The following is a 19,443-nucleotide window of genomic DNA, read 5'->3' as shown; positions in this document are numbered from 1 at the left end:
CCGACACGGAGACAACGATGCGCGCATTCCCCCGTTCCCGCCACGACCCCCGGCTCTGGCTGCTGGCCGGCCTGGCGCTTTGCGCGATGCTGCTGCTGCCGAACGCGGCCCGCGCGCAGGCCTGGCCGAACAAGCCGATCACGCTGGTGCTGCCCTTCCCGCCGGGCGGCTCGTTCGACCCGATCTTCCGCGCGCTCGGCAACGCCGTCGCCAAGGACCTCGGCCAGCCCGTCGTGCTGCTGCACAAGCCGGGCGCCGGCGGCGTCACCGGGACCGCGGGGCTGGCGACGATGGGCGACGCCGACGGCTACACGATCGCGGTGATGCACAACTCGGTGATCCGCCAGCCCCTGATCGCGAAGACAAGCTGGGATCCGCTGAAGGACTTCACCTACATCATCGGCCTCGCCAGCCTGTCGACCGGCATCGCGGTGGCGGCCGATTCGCCGTGGAAGTCGATGGCCGACCTGCTTGCCGAAGCGAAGAAGCGGCCGGGCGAGGTCAGCTGGGGCAACGTCGGCGCGATCAGCGTCAACCGCATCATGGCCGAGCGCCTCGCGAAGTCGGCCGGCGTGAAGTTCAACCTGATCCCGTTCAAGGGCGGCAGCGAAGCCTTCACGGCGCTGATCGGCGGCCACCTCGACGTCTACGGCGACCCCGGCTTCGGCGCGATGGCGACCTCGGGCAAGGTGCGGCTGCTGGCGACGATGACCGAGACGCGCCTGCAGCGCTGGCCGAACGTGCCGACCTTGAAAGAGCTGGGCCACGATTTCGTCGTGCAGTCGAACATCGGCCTCGTCGCACCGCGCAACCTGCCGCAGCCGATCCTCGAGCGCCTGCACGGGGCCTTCCGCAAGGCCACCGAAGACGCCGACTACAAGCGCGTCGCCAACGACTTCGACCTGGCGCCCGCGCTGCTCGACCCGGCCGGCTACAAGGCCTATGCGACGGCGCAGTTCCAGCGCGAGAAGGCCATGCTCGACGAGATCGGCTTCAAACCGGAATGAACGCGCAGACATGACCACCCCCGTAGCGCCTTCGGCGCCACCCCCTCAAGGGGGCGCCCCCAGCGGCCCGGCAGAGCCGGTTCCGCGGCGGCCGCTTGACCAAGGACCCGACGTGCAGGTTGCAGAACGCTTCATCCCCTTCCTCGACAAGATCGGCATGCGCCGCGTGCGCGTCGGTGGCGGCGAGGCGGTCGTCACGCTGGAGCTGCAGCCCGACCTGCTGAACAACCACGGCGCGGGGCATGGGGGCGTGGTGATGACCCTGCTCGACAGCGCCATGGCCAACGCGGCCCTCAGCAAGGTCGACTTCAGCCGCGAGGTGGTGACCATCGACATGCACATCGGCTTCATGCGCCCGTCCAGCGGCCGGCTGGAGGCCACCGGCCGCGCCACCGGCGGCGGCAAGTCGGTGTGCTTCTGCGAGGCCGAGGTGACCGACTCGACCGGCGAGGTCGTCGCCAAGTCGATGGGCACCTTCCGCTACCGCACGAAGCACGCGGCCACATCGGACGACGGCGCAGCGCGCTGAAAGGCCCCACGATGTACCTGACCCAGGGCCTGCACCGCGCGCTGCAGCGCCACCCGCACAAGGTGGCGTTGCAGCACCTGGCCGACGGCCACGAGCGCCACTGGACCTTCGCCGAGTTCGCCGAGCAGGTCGGCCGCCAGGCCGCCGCGCTGCAGGCCCGTGGCGTCGGCGCCGGGGACCGCGTCGCGCTGCTGGCGCCAAACAACGACAAGCTCATCACGCAGCTGGTGGCCTGCTGGTGGCTGGGCGCCGTCGCCTGCCCGCTCAACACGCGCTGGAGCCTGCCCGAGCTGCGCTTCGCGGTGGCCGACTGCGAGGCGCGCTTGCTGGTCGCCGACGAATCGTTCGAGGCCAATGCCGCGGCGCTGGCCGACGTCGTGCCGGCCGCGCACGCCGACGCCATTGCGGCCGAGGGGGCTCGCCTCGCACCGATCGACGACACGCGCACCGGCGGCGACGCGCTGGCCGCGATCCTCTACACCGGCGGCACCACCGGTCGCTCGAAGGGCGTGATGCTGTCGCACGCGAACTTCTGGACCGCATCGATGACGCGCGGCGCCGAGTTGAACAACGCACCCGACAGCGTATCGCTGCTGGTCGCGCCGCTGTTCCATGTCGCGGGACTCGGCCGCCTCATCGGCCAATCGATCGTCGGCGGCACCTGCGTGACGATGCCGCAGTTCCGCGCCGACGCGGTGCTGGCCGCCATCGAACGTCACGGCATCACCGACACCATCGTCGTGCCGACGATGCTGCAGGCGCTGCTCGACGCGCCCGGCTTCGATGCCGCGAAGCTGCAGAGCCTCAACCGCATCGCCTTCGGCGCCGCGCCGATGCCGCCGGACCTGCTGGACCGCGCGCTCGCGGCCTGGGCCCACGCCGAGTTCTTCCAGGCCTACGGCCTCACCGAGACTGCCGGCGCGGTGTGCATCAACCTGCCGGCGAACCACCGTGCCGAAGCCCGGGCGCGGGGGCTGCTGCGCTCGGTCGGCCGCGCCGGGCTGGGCGCCGAGATCCGCGTGATCGACGAACAGGGCCGCAACGTGCCGCGCGGCCAGGTCGGCGAGATCATCGTGCGCGGCCCGATGGTCACGCGCGGCTACTGGAAGCTGCCGGAGGCCAGCGCGCAGGCGCTGCAGAAGGCACCGAACGACGGCTGGTTCCACACCGGCGACGGCGGCCGGATGGACGACGAGGGCTACCTCTTCATCGCCGACCGCCTGAAGGACATGGTCATCACCGGCGGCGAGAACGTCTACCCGGCCGAGGTCGAGGCCGCGCTGCGCAGCCACCCGGCCGTCAGCGAAGCCGCGGTGATCGGACTGCCGGATGCACGCTGGGGCGAGACGGTGCACGCGGTGGTGGTGCTGCAGCCGGGTGCCGACATCGATCCCGCCGCCGTCGCCGAGGTGCTGCAGGCCTGGTGCCGGCAGCAGCTGGCCGGCTACAAGTGCCCGCGCAGCGTCAGCGTGCGCGATGCGATGCCGCTGTCGGCGGCGGGCAAGGTGCTGAAGACGACGCTGCGCAGCGAGCACATGGCATGAACGACATCGCCGACCGCCACCAGGCCTTCGCGCGCGTGCCCTTCATGCACTTGCTGGGGGTGCGGCGCGAGTATTCGGTCGACGGCCGCGCGCGCCTCGTCGTCGACGAGCGGCGCGAGTTGCACAACCTGATCGGCGCGATGCACGGCGGCGTCGTCGCGACGCTGGTCGACGTGGTGATGGCCAGCGCCGCGGTGTCGAAGGTGGACTTCATGCGCACCGCCGTCACGCTGAACCTCAATACCAGCTACCTGCAGCCGGGCCGCGGCCGGCTGACCGCCGACGGCGAGGTGATCGCCGTCGATGACGGCGTCGCGCTGTGCCGCGCCGTCGTCACCGACGCCGACGGCCGCGAGGTCGCCCGCGCCACTGGTTCGTTCCGCTACCTGGACCCGAGATGACACCCACCCTCACCGACCTGTTCGATTTCAGCGGCCGCCATGTCTTCGTCGCCGGCGGCAGCAGCGGCATCAACCTGGGCATCGCCGACGCGTTCGCGCAGCGCGGCGCGAAGGTCTGCATCGCCAGCCGTTCGGCCGACCGTGTGGCGAGCGCCGTCGAGCACCTGCGCCGCCACGGGGGCGAGGTGCTCGGCCACAGCGCCGACGTGCGCGACTACGACGCGATCGACGCGGCGCTGGCGGCCGCGCGCGAGGCCTTCGGCCCGATCGACGTGCTGGTATCGGGCGCCGCCGGCAACTTCGTCGCACCGGCGCTCGGCATGTCGAGCAAGGGCTTCCGCACGGTGGTCGACATCGACCTGATCGGCAGCTTCAACGTGCTGCGCTCGGGCCATGCGCACCTGCGCAAGCCGGGCGCGTCGGTCATCAACATCTCGGCGCCCCAGGCCAGCAACCCGACGCCCTACCAGGCGCACGTCTGCGCCGCGAAGGCCGGCATCGACATGCTGACCCGCGTGCTGGCGATGGAATGGGGGCCGGACGGCGTGCGCATCAACTCGATCGTGCCGGGCCCGATTGGCGACACCGAGGGCATCCGCCGGCTCGCGCCGACACCCGACGCGGTGGCCGCGATGACGGCCAGCATCCCGCTCGGCCGCTTCGGCACCACGGGTGAAGTCGCCGACATGGCGCTGGTGCTGAGCTCGTCGCTGGCCAGCTTCGTCACCGGCGCGGTGATCCCGGTGGACGGCGGCTCGTCGCTGGCCGGCGGCCGTGACCTGTCCGCGGCAGTGAAGGCTTCTGCCTAGTTCTCGAAAGACGCGTCAATTCATGGACACCATTCACTTCGAGATCCGCGAGCAGGTCGCGACGCTGACGCTGGACAAGGCCGCGACCCGCAACGCACTGAGCCCGGCGATGCGCGAGGAGATCGCCGAGGTCGTGCAGACGATCAAGCGTGACCGGGATATCCGCGCGCTGGTGATCACCGGCGCCAACGGCCACTTCTGCTCCGGCGGCGACCTGCGCAACATCGCCACCGCCGGCCTGGACAACCAGGGCTGGCGCGAGCGCATGCAGGCCCTGCACGACTGGCTGCGCGACCTGATCGCGCTCGACCGCCCGGTGATCGCCGCGGTCGACGGCGCGGCCTACGGCGCCGGCTTCGGCCTGGCGCTGGCGGCGGACTTCGTGATCGCGACGCCGCGCGCACGCTTCTGCGTGTCCTTCCTGAAGGTCGGCCTGGTGCCGGACTGCGGCACCTTCTACACCTTGCCGCGCATCGTCGGTGCGCAACGCGCGAAGGAGCTGATGCTGTCGGCGCGCGAGGTCGGTGCGGACGAAGCCGTCCGGCTGGGCGTCGCGATGGAACTGCAGCCCCCGGAACGGCTGCTGGCGCGCGCGCAGCAGATCGCGGCGAGCTTCGTGCATGCCTCGCCGCTGGCAGTGAGCCTGGTCAAGCGCGCGGTGGCCGCCGGCGGCGACCTGGCGGCGCAACTCGAGTTCGAAGCCGACGCGCAGGCGCTGGCGATGGGCACGGCCGTGCACAAGGATGCGGTGCAGGACTTCCTGTCGAAACGACCGCCCAGGTTCAGCTGGCCGGCCGCCTGAATTCATCAACCCCTTCTTCTTTTGAACGCCAGGAGATTCTCATGAGTGCAGCATTGCTCGAAGGCAAGGTCATCGTCGTCACCGGGGCCGGTGGCGGCATCGGTCGTGACATCGCCCTGGCGCTGGCGCGCGAAGGCGCCCGTGTCGTCGTCAACGACATCGGCGCGTCCGTCGCCGGCGAAGGGTCCGACGCCGGCCCGGCGCAGCAGGTGGTCAACGAGATCCGCGCTGCCGGCGGCGAGGCGGTGGCCAACACCGACAGCGTGTCCGACGCCCGCGCGGCCGCCCGCATCGTCGGCAGCGCGCTCGACAGCTTCGGCCGCCTCGACGGCGTGGTGAACAACGCCGGCATCCTGCGCGACCGCTTCTTCCACAAGATGAGCGACGACGAATGGGACAGCGTGATCAAGGTGCACCTGTACGGCAGCTACCACGTCAGCCGCGCGGCCGCCACGCACTTCAAGGAACAGCAGTCCGGTGCCTTCGTGCACATGACCTCGACCTCGGGCCTGATCGGCAATTTCGGCCAGGCCAACTACGCGGCGGCCAAGCTCGGCATCGCGGCGCTGTCGAAGTCCATCGCGCTGGACATGCTGAAGTTCAACGTGCGCTCGAACTGCATCGCGCCCTTCGCCTGGAGCCGCATGATCGGCTCGATCCCGACCGCGACCGAGGCCGAGCAGAAGCGTGTCGACCGCATGAAGCAGATGACGCCGGCGAAGATCGCGCCGCTGGCGGTGGCGCTGCTGAGCGACCAGGCGGCCGACACCAACGGCCAGATCTTCGCGGTGCGCAACAACGAGATCTTCCTGATCAGCCAGCCGCGGCCGGTGCGCAGCGTGCACCGCGGCGAAGGCTGGGACCCCGAGACGGTGCTGAACCATGCGCTGCCGGCGCTGAAGGCGCAGTACTTCGGGCTGGACCGCTCCAGCGACGTGTTCAGCTGGGACCCGATCTGAGCGACGAGGAACGCACCATGGCCCTGCCCCCGCGGCTTCAGAACCTGCGCCTGCCGGTCATCGCCTCGCCGCTGTTCATCATCAGCGTGCCGCAGCTGGTGATCGCGCAATGCAAGGCCGGCGTGGTCGGCTCGATGCCGGCGCTGAACGCCCGGCCCGCCGAGCTGCTGGACGACTGGCTGGCCGAGATCACCGAGGCGCTGGCCGCGCACGACCGCGCCCACCCCGAGGCGCCGGCCGCGCCCTTTGCGATCAACCAGATCGTGCACAAGAGCAACGACCGGCTCGACCGCGACCTCGCGGTGTGCGAGAAGCACAAGGTGCCGCTGGTGATCACCTCGCTCGGCGCGCGGCCCGAGCTGAACCAGGCCGTGCACCGCTGGGGCGGCCTGGTGCTGCACGACGTGATCAACAACACCTTCGCGCACAAGGCGATCGACAAGGGCGCCGACGGGCTGGTCGCGGTGGCCGCCGGGGCCGGCGGCCATGCCGGCACGAAGAACCCGATGGCGCTGATCACCGAGATCCGCGCCTGGTTCGACGGTCCGCTGGCCTTGAGCGGCGCCATCGCCACCGGCGGCGCGATCCTCGCCGCGCAGGCGATGGGCGCGGACCTGGCCTACATCGGCTCGGCCTTCATCGCCACCGACGAAGCGCGCGCCGACGAGGCCTACAAGCGCATGATCGTCGACAGCAGCAGCGACGACATCGTCTACTCCGACCTCTTCACCGGCGTGCACGGCAACTACCTGAAGCCCTCGATCCGCAACGCCGGCCTCGATCCGGACGCGCTGCCGTCGAGCAGCCCCCATGCGATGAACTTCGGCAGCACGAGGAAGCCCTGGAAGGACATCTGGGGCTGCGGCCAGGGCATCGGCGCGGTGCGGGCGGTGGAGCCGGTCGCCATGCGGGTCGAGGCGCTGGCGCGCGAGTACGCCGCGGCGCGGACGCGGCTCACCGAAAACGTCGTTCCCTAGACGATGAGCTTCATGATCGGCTGGTTCCAGCCGATCCCCTGACCGTCCTCAACGAGGATTTCTGCAATCACCGCGTCAAACGGCATCTCGATTTCGTTCATGATCTTCAACGCCTCGACGATGTAAGCCGGCTCACCAGCGCGCAAGCGTGCGCCGACCGTGGCGAACGGCTGCGCACCGGGAGACGCCGCGCGATAGAACGTACCCAGCAGAGGCGCCCGAATGATGAGGCCGACTCCGAGCACACTGGCGAGACGATCACCAAACTGCACCCTTTCTCCTCCTTGCTTGTGGTACGCCATCAGCTGGCCTTCCGCGATGTCGATGCGAAGACTGACGACGACATTGTTGCCCCTGACCTGACAAATAACGGATCTGGGGCTCACCGCAGTGCCCGGACGAAGGGTCGGATGCATCACTCCAGAGATCGGTGAAGCCAGATCGAACCACGCCGGTTGAGCTGACACGAGCGGCGACAGCAGGAGGCTCAGTTCCGTCGCGGACGTACGAACGGTGACCAACGTCCTTCCTACGTGAACCGGAGAGCCCTCTTTGACGTGAACGTGCGCAATCGTTCCCGCTTTTGGAGCCGCTACGTCGTCGGTGTCCACGCCATCTCTGATCGTTCCAAGTCTTGCTCCCCTTCTGACTTTCATTCCGATCTGGAGGGTATCAGCAGGCGAGAAGAGTCCCGCGGTCTTCGCCAGGACGGCCGACAAGCCGGATTGACCGATTGATTCGCATTCAAGGATGTAAGGTGGTCGATTGGCTTGATCAGCACCGAGTTTCCATAGGCTCGCGGCAAGTATCGGCGTGTACTTCAACGATGATGAGTACGTCTGTCCCCTGGTCGTAGAAAATGGCGGATGAATCAGATTCGCCTTCGGGATGTAGATCTTGCCGATCGGGTCGTTTGCGTTCACTTGGGAGCCGTGACCAACTGTCGAGTGGATGTACAGCCTAGTTCTCGCAGTAACGCACACGGGCTCTCTTGAGCTAGCCTCGATGACAGCCATGAACGATTGCTGTGGCTCTACGCGCTTCAGACCTCTCAGGAGTGGCCGATCAAAAAACACCTGATTGTCCCAGACCGGCACTTCAGGTCCGGCCCGCGTCGACACTACCGCATAGTCGCAGACGAAGCCCAACACCGGCGCATTGACCTCGGCAACAACCATTGCGTCAATGTTGGGTACGCCATCCGTCTCGATTACGACCGGAACGGTCTCGGCGGCCTCGCGCGCCAATGAGCTCGCGTCAGAAACAGCGACCGGAATTTCCACTGGAGGTGGCAAGACTTCGGGCTCGCCATTGAGGTGCCCGACAAGGAGGTCGAATTGAGCGGGAATCGTGTAGAACTTGAACTGCCTGAACGGCAGCGGGATGTCATCTTCGCTACCGGAGTCAGGGATCACGGCAATGAAGCGATGATTCCTAGTTCGATTGCTGTAGAGCACGTGATTGGCGATCATTGCCTCCCATGTCACTCCCTGGGAGGACTTGTCCTTGCCCTCGAATCTCAGCTTATAGCGCGGAGTACAGACAAACAGCGTGTACTCCGCGCTTTCAATCTGGTTCTGCATCCACTGCGGAAGTGGTACGTCCGGGATGACGTACCGGTCGATGATGGACTCCAGCCCCCGCTTCCTGAGCGAACCCGCAAGATCGAGCACCCACTGACTGTGCAGGTCTGATTCATGGCTGTAGCTCACGAAGACGCGCTTGGGCATCGTCATGCTTCTCGCACCGTTTGTCAGGCAGGATGGCCCGATGGACATTCTGTACGGGGCCGGCGATTCGGCCAAGCGCCGAAAGTCGACAGGTTCTTGCTCCAACCGAGAGTTGGCGCCTGATTCGAGGTACATGCCCGTGCGGACGGCCGAACCACTTGCTGGCTCCAGCCACCAGGCTCTCGACGCCATCGCAACGCCAGTCACGCTCAGTGAAGTCGCCACCACCGAGAAGTCGCGTAGAGTGAGTGGCACGCCATGAAACTCGCTGCCGCCGTTCATCTTAAAGACGATGTCGCCTGGGCCGCCGCGGTGACCTTCGACGAGTGGGACGCGCGCGAAGCCTTGCGCACGGTGACGTCGCGCATCGACGGTCTGGAGAAGCCGGCACCGGGTGAGCTCGACCTGCGCGAAGCGGCAGCGCTGGCGCAGCTGCTGGGCCGGCACGGGCTGCAGCCCGACACCATCGTGATCGACGGCCCGGTGCACATCGACGCCGCGGAGACGCCGGGATGGGGCCGCGCGCTGTTCGATGCGCTGGGCGGGCGCATCCCGATCATCGGCATCTCGGCTGCAGCGCTGCGCGGCCTGCCGGCGCAGTTCGAGGTCCACCGCGAGGAAGAAGGCCGGCCGGTGCTGGTCACCTGCGCCGGCCTCGACCTCGGCGCGGCGAAGGCCCGCGTGCGCACGATGCACGGCAAGCGGCGCATGCCGACGCTGCTGAAGCTGGCGGCACGCACCGCGCGCGACGCCGCCGACCCGGCTTGAAGCCGGCCGTCGCGACGGCGCCGGTCAGCGCTGCGTCCCCGTGAAGGCCTCCGGGTAGGTCCTGCCGTACCAGTCCTTCACGTCCTCCGGCCCGAGCCGAAGGAACCGGCCCAGGTCCGGCACGGCCAGCAGCAGCAGGCCGCTGCCGAGGAAGGCCGCCGCCAAGCTCAGGTAGACCACCGACACCGGCCAGCGCAGCAGCAGCGCACCCGCCAGCGCCGGTGCCAGCATCGCCGCGAGCTGCGCGATCGTCAGGTGGCCGGCGGCCATGCGCGCGCGGAAGGCGTGCGGCACGGCCAGCGCACGATGCGTCTGGCCGACGAGCTGGGTGACGGACAGGCACAGCCCGACGATGCCGAACAGCAGCACCAGCGCCATCGCGTGGTCGCACAGCCCGACGGCCCCGATACTGAGCCCGCAGGCGACCACCGCGATGCCGATCGCGCGCAGGCGGCCGACACGGCGGATCAAGGCATCGGCCCCGCCCGCGACACCCGCCAGCACCCCGAGCGACAGCGCCGCGCCGCAGGCCCCGAACCACGACGCCGACAGCTGCAGCGACTGCAGCCGCAGCGGCAGCAGCAGCCCGGTGCACGGCAGCAGGAAGACCATCATCAGCGCACCCGCCAGCGTCCACCAGCGGTCGAGCCGCACCCGCCATTTCGCGCGCAGGCCGGCGGCGAGGTCGTCGAACCAGCCGGTCGCCGCCGCGTGGCTCGCCGGCGCCGTCGACGCGCCCAGCTGCCAGGCCGCGCAAGCGCACAGCACGAACAGCGCGACGTTGAGCAGCGCCGCCAGCGGCACGCCGCCCGCGGCCAGCGCGGCGCCCCCCAGCGCCGGCCCCAGCAGGCCGCCGATGGCCTGCGCGCCGCGGCGCCAGCGGATCGCCTCGGGCAGCCGGTCGGCCGGCACCAGGTCGGGCAGCAGGCTGGCCTGCGCGGGCAGCAGCACCGCCTGGGCCAGCACCGACAGCGCGCCACAAGCGCACAGCAGCGGCAGCCGGTAGAGGTCCTGCCAGGCCAGCAGCGCCAGCAGCACGGCATCCAGCAGCAGCCCGGCCTGGGCCAGCCGGATCAAGCGGCGCCGGGACCAGCGGTCGCCCAGCGGCGACAGCAGCGGCAAGGCGAGCAGCGAGATCGCCGCCATCGCCGCGCCGTAGCGCGCCAGGTCGGCGCCGCCACCGCGCGCGGCCAGCCACCAGGCCACGGTGGTCTGGGCCGCGGCACTGGCCAGCAGGCCGACCCCTTCGCCGAGCAGCAGCGCCCGCACCGGGCCCGTGCCCGACATCCCCCTCCGCCCCCGTGGCCGCAGCATGCTCGTGCTCCCCTGTCGTTGAATGCGGCGGCAGTCTAGGAAGCGGTTCGCCGCGCGGTAAGGCACAGCGCGGTGGCCAGCGCATCGCTACAGGCGAGGCCGTGTATCGATCGGCCGCGGCGGCCGCTGTGTCGATACAGGGGCGACCGAAGCCGCTATCGTGCAGCCCTTCGACCGCACCCGCCGCCGTGACGTCCCGCCGCCCGCACCGCTACCGCACGCTGTCCTCCGCGCTCGCCGGGGCGCTGCGCTCGGGCCGTTATCCGCCCGGCAGCCGGCTGCCGTCGGTGCGCCAGCTGTGCGATGAACACGAGGCCAGCCTCGCGACCGTCACCCACGCGCTGCACGAACTGGAAGACGCCGGGCTGATCGAGGCGCGGCCGCGCCAGGGCTTCTTCGCACGCGCCGCCGCCGCACCCGTCGCGGCCGCGGTCGCGGCATCGCCGATCGCGCTGGCCGGCCGCCGCCAGCGCGTGATCGCGCTGGCCGCGTCGCGCGACGACTGCCTGTCGCTCGGCCACCTGGCGCTGCCGCCCGCGCTGCTGCCGCTGGCCGCGCTGCGCCGCCTGGCGACGCGCCAGCTGCAGGCCGATGCGTCCCTGCTGGGCACCGGCCTGGTGTTCGGCTCCGACGCCTTGCGGGCGCAGCTGGCCCGGCGCTCGGCCGCCCTCGGCTGCCGCTTCGATCCCGAGCACATCGTGGTCACGCACGGCGAAGGGGAGTCGCTGCAGCTGTGCCTGCAGCTGCTGGCCCGGCCCGGCGACGTCATCGCGGTCACCAGCCCCGCGCCGCTACGGGCGCTGGAACTGATCGCCAGCCTGGGCCTGCGCGCGCTGGCGCTGCCGTCGTCGGCCGATGGCGGCTTGTGCGCGGCGGCCCTCGAGCAGGCGATCCGCCACGGCCCGATCGCCGCCTGCATCACCGCGACGGGTGGCAGTGCCGTGGACGGCCGCGTGCCCGGCGACGCAGCGCAGTCCGCGCTGGCCGACGGCCTCGCACGGCACGCGTTGCCGCTGATCGAGCTGGACATGATGGGCGAGCTGCACCCCGGCCTGCGGCGGCCGCGCCCGCTGAAGGCGGTCGACGCCGACGATCGCGTGCTGTACTGCGGCAGCTTCGCCTGCATCACCGGCCCCGGCTTCAGCCTGGGCTACGTGGCCAGCGGGCGTCACCGCCTGCAGCTGCGCGCGGCGCGTGCGGTGCACGGCGAGCTCCTGCCGGCGCTGACCGACCGGGTGCTGGCCGACTTCCTCGCCGGCGAGGGCTACGAGCGCCACCTGCGCCGGCTGCGGCGGCAATTGAAGACGCAGGTCGACGACTGGCGGCGCGCGGTGCTGCAGCACTTCCCGCGCGGCACGCGTATCGGCATCGGCGACTGCGGCTACGCGCTGTGGGTCGAGCTGCCCGACGGCATCGACGCGCTGGCCTTGCTCGAGCAGACGCGCGAGCAAGGCTACAGCTTCGTGCCGGGCGCCGTCTTCGCCACCGGCACGCACTACGACCACTGCCTGCGGCTCACCGCGGCGCATCCGCTGGACGAAACGCGGCAGGCGGGCGTGCGGCTGCTGGGGCAGATCGCATCGACGTTGTGTAAGCCCGGGCCCGCCGCCGCCGCCTGCCCGTGATGAAACGCCTGCTGCTGATCGCCACGCACCTGCTGGCCCTCGGCCTCGGCTTCGCCCTCGGCATCTATGCCTTGCCGCTGCTGATCGCGCCGCAGGCGCCGAGTGCGGCCGAGTTGCAGGCGCTGATGGGACCGACGCTGTGGACCGGCCGCTTCCGCCGCGACCTGAAGGACAGCGATGCGCTGCACTGGGGCGAAGGCACGGTGTCGATCGGGCCGCGCAGCATCCGTAAGCTCCCCCGTCAAGTAGACAGTTCAGAAGTAGAGACTTCCGCGTTGAACACCCTGGGCCGGAACACCGCCGGCGGCACGTTGCCCAGGGACTCGTGGGGCCGGCATTCGTTGTAGTCGACCAGCCATTCATCAGCCGCCGCCTGTGCCTCGCTGACCGCATTGAACAGCCATGCGTTCAGCACCTCCTCGCGGAAGCTGCGGTTGAAGCGCTCGACGAAGGCGTTCTGGTTGGGCTTGCCGGGTTGGATGAACAGCAGCTTGATCCCATGCTCCTTGGCCCAGTCGGTGAACTTGTCCGCTGTCAGTTCCGGCCCGTTGTCGAGCCGGATGGCTTCCGGCTTGCCGTAGACCTCGATGAGTTGGTCCATGACGCGCACGACTCGCGCCGATGGAATCGATGTGCCGCACTCGATCCGCAGCGCCTCGCGGTTGCCTTCGTCGATGACGTTGAGCGTTCTGAACGGCCGTCCGTCATAGAGCGTGTCACGCATGAAGTCCAGCGCCCAGACCCGGTTGACTTCGTGGCTCGTCAGAAGGGGCTGGCGCTCGCGTGTGATGAGCCGACGCTTGGCCCTGCGCTTGAGGTTCAGACGCATCCCGCAGTACACGCGATATACGCGCTTGTGGTTCCAGCCATGACCGTCCGAGCGCAGCCGCTCAAAGCACTTCCAGAAGCCCCAGCGTGGTCGCTTGTCGACGACAGCGTTGATCGCATCAATGAGCGGCGCATCCTTGGCTAACTGGTCCGTTGTGGGCTTGTACAGCGCCGACCGCGGCAGGCCCACGGCCCTGCAGGCTCGAGCGCGCGACAGATCGTGTTCTTCAACCATGATCTTCACGGCAGCTCGCCTGGCGGTCGGCGTCACAGCTTTCGGGACAGCACGTCCTTGATGGCTGCGTTCTCCAACGCCAGCTCGGCGTACATCCGCTTGAGCCGGGCGTTCTCGGCCTCCAGCTCCTTGACCTTCTTCAGCTCGTTGGCCGACATGCCCGCGTACTTGCTCTTCCACTGGTAGTACGTCGCCGTGCTGAGGCCGTGCTTGCGGCAGACCTCCGCTACAGGCATGCCTGCCTCGCCTTCGCGCAAGACCGCCAAGATCTGCGCTTCCGTGAACCTGGACTTCCTCATCGCTCTGCCTCAAAGATGCGGAAGTCTCCATTTTCAAACTGTCCCCTCAGCGGGGGAGCTTACGCATCAGCCTGGACGGCAGGCTGGCGCCCGGGCCGGACTACAAGCTCTACCTGTCGCCCGAGTTTGTCGAGACCGAGGCGGACTTCCGGCGCCTGAAGGCCACGATGCAGCGCGTCGGCGACGTGAAGACCTTCGACCACTTCATCGTGCCGGTGCCCGCGGGCATCGACCCCGGGCGCTACACGACGGTGATCGTGTGGTGCGAGACCTTCGGGCAGTTCATCTCGGCGGCGCGGTATCGGTAGAGCCGAACCCTTCCGCGGAGCTTGGCTGCATGGGCCAGATCGCACCGACCATGGCTGGCACTTGCGCTCGTGCTGATGACCTGCCCCCCCGATCTAGTCATCGCCTTATTCACGTGAGAGGTCCAGCAGCAGATCAATCTGGTCGCGAAAATGGCGCTTGAGGTGCTCTGAGCTCTCGTAGGAGGTGAAGAAGTGACCAAGCTCTGTCAACTTGTCCTTGAACGCCCAAAGTGACTCCAAATCCTGCCGCTTTGCGCGACTCAAGGACACATTTGCTTCCTTGAAATAGGTATAGATCCGTGGCTTTCCGGTTCGCCGGAACTGATCGAACGCAACGCTGAACTCCTCCGCGCTGAAAGCGCCGGCCTTTGTCTCGAAAAGGCTCACAAAGACGTCGCATGCCCGCACTTCCTTGTTGTAGTCGTCTTGCAACCGAGTCTCGGACATTGCGTCGAGATAACTCTCCCAACGCACAATCCTCAAGTAGACCCCCTGTCGACGAAGCCTGTCGTTCTGCTGCCTGAAGTAGCGCTCAAACTCATCCCGGTCATCATTCAGGTCACTCGACGACGCCAAGAAGATCGTGATCTCCCGCGTTGCGGGGCCAGGCGTTGGTCGCAACTCCTCAGGCGCGCTCGCCCAATCCGGCAGAAGCCCGACCTCAATTCCGTCGAGCAGTTCCCGAACGCTCACGTCTTCATAGGGCTCTCGCCGGCACTCGATCGTCCCTTTGCTTCTCCTCTTCCTTTCAACGAGTTCTGGAAAGCTATACATCTGAGGATCAGTCGTCACTCGGCAAACGCTGCAAATGCAAGGAACGAGCTTTTCAACTCGATCTCGCAAGCCATGGAACGTCTCATTGATTGTTTCCAAGTCGCCTACAAGCACACTTAGCAATTCCTTCGACTCCGGGCCCCGGGCGCGCAGTTCGATTTCGCTGCCTCGCCGAGTCTCCTGCACTAGTGCCTGAGTGCTTCCATGCTCAAAGAATGCTCCATGGGCCCAAGACCATTCCAGCCTCCTCGCGAAGCGATGTTGGCGGACCATAAGACGATTCACCAGTCCACGAGGAAGGAATGTGTATCGGAATCGCACCACGAGATCGGTTGGATCCGCCCAATCGGCAAGCTCGGAGGGTAGCGACGGCGTCAACAACTGCGGAGCTAGCCAACACTCTGGGTCGCTGTCCCGAAGCGGATAGCAAAGTTCAAACTTTCCCATCAGACCGATAAGCTCGGCGTGCATATCGTCGTACCGCGCATCCGACCAAACGCGCTCGCAGTCCTGCAAGGCAAAGCGACCGAACGCCTTCTTTATCGCTTCGTCATCCAATATGCGAAACACTGCGTCCGTCGCCCATTGATTCTGCAAAATCACCGTCTTGCGCAGTAGCAAGTCGTCTTGAAAATGCAAAAACACCCCCAGATCGTGCAAGTAGCGACTCAGATAGAGCGCCCTGGATCGATCAAATTCAAGGTAGGAAGCATAAAGCGCAAAGTACTCCTCCAGCGTCATGAACGGCCTTTTCGAAGCTTCCGCTTCAATCGCTTGCCGCACGGCGATCCACATGGCCGGCACCTCACTACCAACGTGAGGAAGCCGTTGAACGTAATACTGAATCGCCTTTCGCAGGTGGCTCACTGAGTCAGTGTGCTCCAAGTTGCCAGAGTAGATGTCAGCGACATTCGGAAAGCGCCCTCTGATGCCGGCAATGTCGATGGCCTTGCTCCGCCCCCCCTTCTCATTCTGAAAGATCAACAGTGGGCTCTTGTCACTCAGGGTTTCAACGACCTCAAGCCAGAATTTGAAGGATTCATCGTGGATCGACTTGTCGCTCTTTCGCGTGTCGTCGACCAGCACGTAAAGCGAACTCTTTGTCAAGAAGAACTGATGCGTTGAGTGATAGATTTGCTGTCCACCAAAGTCCCAGACGTTAAGCCTAAACTGGCCACCATGATCCGCGGCAAAGTCCTGCTTATGAACAACGATTCCACGCGTTGTTTCATCTTCGCCCGGCAGTGGAAGATCAACTTGATAGAGACGACGTACCAAGCTTGTCTTACCAACACCCCCATCGCCAACGACCAACACCTTGGCTTCGTGCAGTCGAGCGACCGTCTGGCGCCTACGTTCCGTGAAGTAGTTGAGAACAGCGGCTGGCCCTTGCCGGGCGATCTCGACAGGCGGGATCTCGAGCGGACAATCTCTTACCCCAATACCTTCATAGGACCAATCCCAACAAACTGACCACCCACTCTCGATTCGCGCGGCGAGAGGCGAGAGATCTGAAACCGAGGTGGCCTCGACGCGAAGCCTTTTCAGTGACAGATTGGACGCAAGGGGACTCAGGTCGGAAACCCGCTCATTCTTCGACAGGTCGAGGTAGGAAATAGAGCTACTGAGCGCGATCGCGGCGACCCCACTGTCGCCGACGCCGCCATCCTCAATGGAGAGGTACTGCAAGTTTGGAAGCCTCTCGACAAGCAGCCGAACTCCCTCATCACCGATCTTGTTTTGATCAAGCGACAGGAACCTAAGCTTGCGGAGGCTTCCAGACAGCGCTCGCGCGCCTGCGGCATCAATGTCGCACCTTACGGCACTGAGATCTCGAAGCCGAGATAGTCGTCCGATGTGTCGCGCGCCGTCGCTACCAATGCTGTTATAAGATATCCCAAGAGACTCGAGCGTTGAGAGACTTGCACCTATGGCATCGCAGCCATCTCGCGAAATCTTGTTGCTGTGAATCTTTAGGGAAGTCAGAGTATTCAGCTGGGTGGCAATTGAACGCACCCCGGGATCACCAATCTCGTTGAAACCGATGGCGAGCTCGACCAGCCCATTTAGTCGAGCAATCGCTTCTGCACCTGCATGTGTGATGTCATTGCTTTCGATCTCTAGGTGTGTGAGATCGCGCAAACACGAGCCAACAGCGATTGCGCCAGCGTCACCGATACTGTTGTGGCCGACGTCGAGATCCGTGAGGAGCGGCAATTTCTGAGCGATCGAGGCGCAACCAACACTTCCGATTTCGTTCCAGGCAATGTCGAGATGCCTTAGCCGCTGCAGCCCTGAAGCCAAGGCTGCACCACCAGTCTCGCCAATCTTGTTCCAGCCGATATCGAGGAACACAAGGTTGGCAAGATGACCACCGATCAAAGTAGCACCTACGTCGCCTATGTCGTTGCTGCGAATGTTGAGATCGGTTAGTTGCAGAAGACTCTGGCTAATGGCTTTGGCGCCGTCTTCGCCTAAGCCGTTCTTGCTTATGCTCAAGGATTTGAGTCGCCGCAGACGCCGCGTGATTTCGCTCGTTCCGGCGACACCAATTTCGTTCCGACTGATCTCTAGCGAAGTCAATTGATCGAGCTGCTGAGCAATCGCAGACGCGCCGGCCGCTCCAATTCTGTTGTCGCTAATATCCAACCTCTGCAGATTCACAAGACTTGAGGCGATCTCCTTTGCGCCCCACTCTCCGAGGTCGTTGCCGCTGATGTCCAAGAACGTCAACTGCGGAAGACGTTGCGCGATAGTGCGCACACCAATCTGCCCAATCTTGTTGCGTCCAACATCGAGCCTCTCCAAGGCTCCCAAGCCTTCAGCGATTGCAACTGCACCCCTCTCTCCGATCTTGTTCGACCCGATTCGAAGGGATTTCAGTCGTGGAAAGCGGTGAACTATGGTGCACGCACTAGCCTCTCCAATATTGCTTCCACTAACGTCGAGGGATTCGAGGCGCTCAAGGCCGTCCGCAATGAAGAGCAACGCTTCATCTCCGATTTCGCTGCCGCTTAGGTCCAGTGACGTCAATTGTGGAAGCCCTTCGGCAATGACGCGCACGTCTTCTCTTCCAAGGCCGGCCCCCCAAACGCCCAGCCTGCTTAAACGACCAAAATCCCGCCCTATCGCGCGAACATCGTCGGTCGATAGATCGAGGCTCCCTAGTACGAGTTGGTTCAGGTGGTTGAGCCCCGCCAGTGTCTCAAGCAGAAAACTGCTCCACCTTGTAAGACGATAGATTGGGTGGCCTGGCAAGTCGTACGAGAGGTCTAGGAGTGCACGCCCACTACAACTCGCTCCGATTAGTGTGATTTCAGAAACTTCTTCGGCCTTGCTGCGTAGGATAGCGTCCAGTTCCTCGGCACTGACATTGATCACCTGGGGCGTTGTCATGACCGAACCTCCAACTCGCGTTCACTTGATTGCTAGGGGCCGCGAGGGGCGCGCCGCCTCGGACGCTGGTCGCAGCTGGATCTAGGCTACAACAACCGCTCCTCGAACTGGAAGTTCGCCAGGTGCCGGATCAGCTCCCCGGCCAGCTTCGGCAGCGCTGCATGCGCGCGGCTGACGATCTTCGTCTCGCGCTTGGCCCACTCGTCGGCCAGCGACACCATCTGCAGCTTCATCGTGCGCGCATGCCGCAGCGCCGAGGATTTCGGGATGATGCCGATGCCCACGCCCGCCTCCACCAGCAGGCAGATCGACTCGAAGCTGCTGACCTGGATGCGAAAGCTCAGCTGACGGCCGAGCGCGCGCGCCAGCGGCGGCAGGAAGCTGGCCAGCGCGCTGCCTTCGGCCAGCGAGATGTGGTGCTCGTCGAGCGTGTCGACGAAGTTCGCGCGCGCGCCCTTGCCCTGCGCCAGCCGGTGGCCCAGCGGCACGACGACGACCAGTTCGTCGCCGACGAAGTCGCGCACTTCGAGGCCCTCGGTGTCGACGTTGCCGGCGATCAGCCCGATGTCGGCATGCGCCTCGTTGATGGCGATGACGATCTCGTGGCTCAGGCGCTCGTGCAGGTCGATGCTGACGTCCGGATGCCGCGCCAGGAAGCTGGCCAGCGCGGCGGGCAGCGCGCTGCTGATCGACGTGGTATTGGCCAGGATGCGCACGTGGCCCTTGATGCCGCTGGCGTACTCGCGCAGGTCGACCTTCAGGTGCTCCACCTGCTGCAGCACCAAACGCGCATGGTGCAGCAGCGCCTCGCCGGCCGGATTCAGCTCCACGCCCTGCGGCTTGCGGTAGAAGAGCTTGGCGCCGATGTTGTCCTCGAGCTGCTTGATGCGCGTGCTGGCCGCGGCCAGCGAGATGCAGGCGCGCTCGGCGCCCTTGCGCAGGTTGGACTCCTCGGCCACGTAGACGAAGAGCCGCAGGTCCGTCAGGTCGAAATGCATGGCGGCGTCGGGGGTTGCGGCCATTGTGCGGCAGCCCCCTGCCCGGCCGGCCGGGCCTGAACACCCCCTTTCGGAAATACAGATGGCGCCCGCGGGCCGCCGCGGCCATCCTTCGCCAGGACGCAGCCGCTGAAGGAGAC

The 19,443-nt window shown here is 66.3% G+C and carries 17 protein-coding genes; 12 read left to right on the top strand and 5 right to left on the bottom strand.

Annotated features, from left to right (window positions below):
• Positions 1-17 precede the first annotated feature (17 nt).
• From P1K89_RS10510 to P1K89_RS10475, 8 genes are all read left to right on the top strand, one after another.
• Positions 18-1,007 carry a Bug family tripartite tricarboxylate transporter substrate binding protein gene (locus tag P1K89_RS10510; protein WP_284616402.1) on the top strand — a complete coding sequence of 330 codons (990 nt, stop codon included), beginning with the start codon at positions 18-20 and terminating at the stop codon, positions 1,005-1,007.
• A 112-nt stretch (positions 1,008-1,119) separates the two neighbouring features.
• Entirely contained in the window at positions 1,120-1,536 is a 417-nt protein-coding gene (locus tag P1K89_RS10505; RefSeq protein WP_284616401.1) for a PaaI family thioesterase, read from the top strand.
• Positions 1,537-1,547: 11 nt separating this feature from the next.
• Positions 1,548-3,080, top strand: a complete 1,533-nt coding sequence (locus tag P1K89_RS10500; protein WP_284616400.1) for an acyl-CoA synthetase — start codon at positions 1,548-1,550, stop codon at positions 3,078-3,080.
• Positions 3,077-3,481, top strand: a complete 405-nt coding sequence (locus tag P1K89_RS10495) for a PaaI family thioesterase (RefSeq protein ID WP_284616399.1) — start codon at positions 3,077-3,079, stop codon at positions 3,479-3,481. The genes P1K89_RS10500 and P1K89_RS10495 overlap by 4 nt, the downstream gene beginning before the upstream one ends.
• Entirely contained in the window at positions 3,478-4,290 is an 813-nt protein-coding gene (locus tag P1K89_RS10490) for an SDR family oxidoreductase (RefSeq protein WP_284616398.1), read from the top strand. Before P1K89_RS10495 ends, P1K89_RS10490 begins: the two co-directional genes overlap by 4 nt.
• 22 nt (positions 4,291-4,312) lie before the next feature.
• Positions 4,313-5,092, top strand: a complete 780-nt coding sequence (locus tag P1K89_RS10485) for an enoyl-CoA hydratase/isomerase family protein (protein WP_284616397.1) — start codon at positions 4,313-4,315, stop codon at positions 5,090-5,092.
• A 41-nt stretch (positions 5,093-5,133) separates the two neighbouring features.
• Complete coding sequence (locus P1K89_RS10480) at positions 5,134-6,051, top strand: SDR family NAD(P)-dependent oxidoreductase (RefSeq protein WP_284616396.1); 918 nt, start codon at positions 5,134-5,136, stop codon at positions 6,049-6,051.
• 17 nt (positions 6,052-6,068) lie between these two features.
• On the top strand, positions 6,069-7,028 hold the full coding sequence (locus tag P1K89_RS10475) for an NAD(P)H-dependent flavin oxidoreductase (RefSeq protein ID WP_284616395.1): 960 nt from the start codon (positions 6,069-6,071) through the stop codon (positions 7,026-7,028).
• On the opposite strand, the gene P1K89_RS10470 is transcribed toward P1K89_RS10475, so the two are convergent.
• The gene (locus P1K89_RS10470; protein ID WP_284616394.1) at positions 7,025-8,764 is read right to left on the bottom strand and encodes a biotin/lipoyl-containing protein; all 1,740 of its coding nucleotides are present in this window, start codon (positions 8,762-8,764) and stop codon (positions 7,025-7,027) included. The genes P1K89_RS10475 and P1K89_RS10470 overlap by 4 nt on opposite strands.
• A 252-nt stretch (positions 8,765-9,016) precedes the next feature.
• Here P1K89_RS10470 and P1K89_RS10465 point away from each other — a divergent pair, with 252 nt between their 5' ends.
• Positions 9,017-9,526, top strand: coding sequence for an endonuclease V (locus tag P1K89_RS10465; protein WP_284616393.1), 510 nt, complete (start codon positions 9,017-9,019; stop codon positions 9,524-9,526).
• Positions 9,527-9,550: 24 nt separating this feature from the next.
• On the opposite strand, the gene P1K89_RS10460 is transcribed toward P1K89_RS10465, so the two are convergent.
• Positions 9,551-10,813 (bottom strand): MFS transporter, encoded by a 1,263-nt coding sequence (locus P1K89_RS10460; RefSeq protein WP_284616392.1) that lies wholly within the window; start codon positions 10,811-10,813, stop codon positions 9,551-9,553.
• Between the two features lie 215 nt (positions 10,814-11,028).
• On the opposite strand from P1K89_RS10460, the gene P1K89_RS10455 reads away from it, so the two are divergent.
• Both P1K89_RS10455 and P1K89_RS10450 read left to right on the top strand, forming a co-directional pair.
• Positions 11,029-12,465 (top strand): aminotransferase-like domain-containing protein, encoded by a 1,437-nt coding sequence (locus P1K89_RS10455; protein ID WP_284616391.1) that lies wholly within the window; start codon positions 11,029-11,031, stop codon positions 12,463-12,465.
• On the top strand, positions 12,465-12,812 hold the full coding sequence (locus tag P1K89_RS10450; protein WP_284616390.1) for a hypothetical protein: 348 nt from the start codon (positions 12,465-12,467) through the stop codon (positions 12,810-12,812). The genes P1K89_RS10455 and P1K89_RS10450 overlap by 1 nt, the downstream gene beginning before the upstream one ends.
• Here the strand turns inward: P1K89_RS10450 and P1K89_RS10445 are convergent.
• Positions 12,707-13,827, bottom strand: a protein-coding gene (locus P1K89_RS10445; RefSeq protein ID WP_284616389.1) for an IS3 family transposase whose coding sequence is annotated in 2 segments (ribosomal slippage) — positions 12,707-13,572 and positions 13,572-13,827 — 1,122 coding nt in all. Because the reading frame shifts where the segments join, the coding sequence is not laid out codon by codon here. The genes P1K89_RS10450 and P1K89_RS10445 overlap by 106 nt on opposite strands.
• A 29-nt stretch (positions 13,828-13,856) precedes the next feature.
• Between P1K89_RS10445 and P1K89_RS10440 the strand changes: the two genes are divergently transcribed.
• The gene (locus P1K89_RS10440; protein ID WP_350081436.1) at positions 13,857-14,135 is read left to right on the top strand and encodes a DM13 domain-containing protein; all 279 of its coding nucleotides are present in this window, start codon (positions 13,857-13,859) and stop codon (positions 14,133-14,135) included.
• Positions 14,136-14,240: 105 nt separating this feature from the next.
• On the opposite strand, the gene P1K89_RS10435 is transcribed toward P1K89_RS10440, so the two are convergent.
• Together P1K89_RS10435 and P1K89_RS10430 are read right to left on the bottom strand one after the other, a co-directional pair.
• Positions 14,241-18,305, bottom strand: a complete 4,065-nt coding sequence (locus P1K89_RS10435) for a COR domain-containing protein (protein WP_284616388.1) — start codon at positions 18,303-18,305, stop codon at positions 14,241-14,243.
• 86 nt (positions 18,306-18,391) lie between these two features.
• The gene (locus tag P1K89_RS10430) at positions 18,392-19,303 is read right to left on the bottom strand and encodes a LysR family transcriptional regulator (RefSeq protein WP_284616387.1); all 912 of its coding nucleotides are present in this window, start codon (positions 19,301-19,303) and stop codon (positions 18,392-18,394) included.
• Positions 19,304-19,443: the final 140 nt, after the last annotated feature.

It is taken from the genome of Aquabacterium humicola, from assembly GCF_030167915.1.
GTDB lineage: Bacteria > Pseudomonadota > Gammaproteobacteria > Burkholderiales > Burkholderiaceae_C > Pseudaquabacterium > Pseudaquabacterium humicola.
The sequence above is the reverse complement of the archived record's forward strand: the minus strand, read 5'-3'. Positions and strand labels throughout refer to the sequence as shown.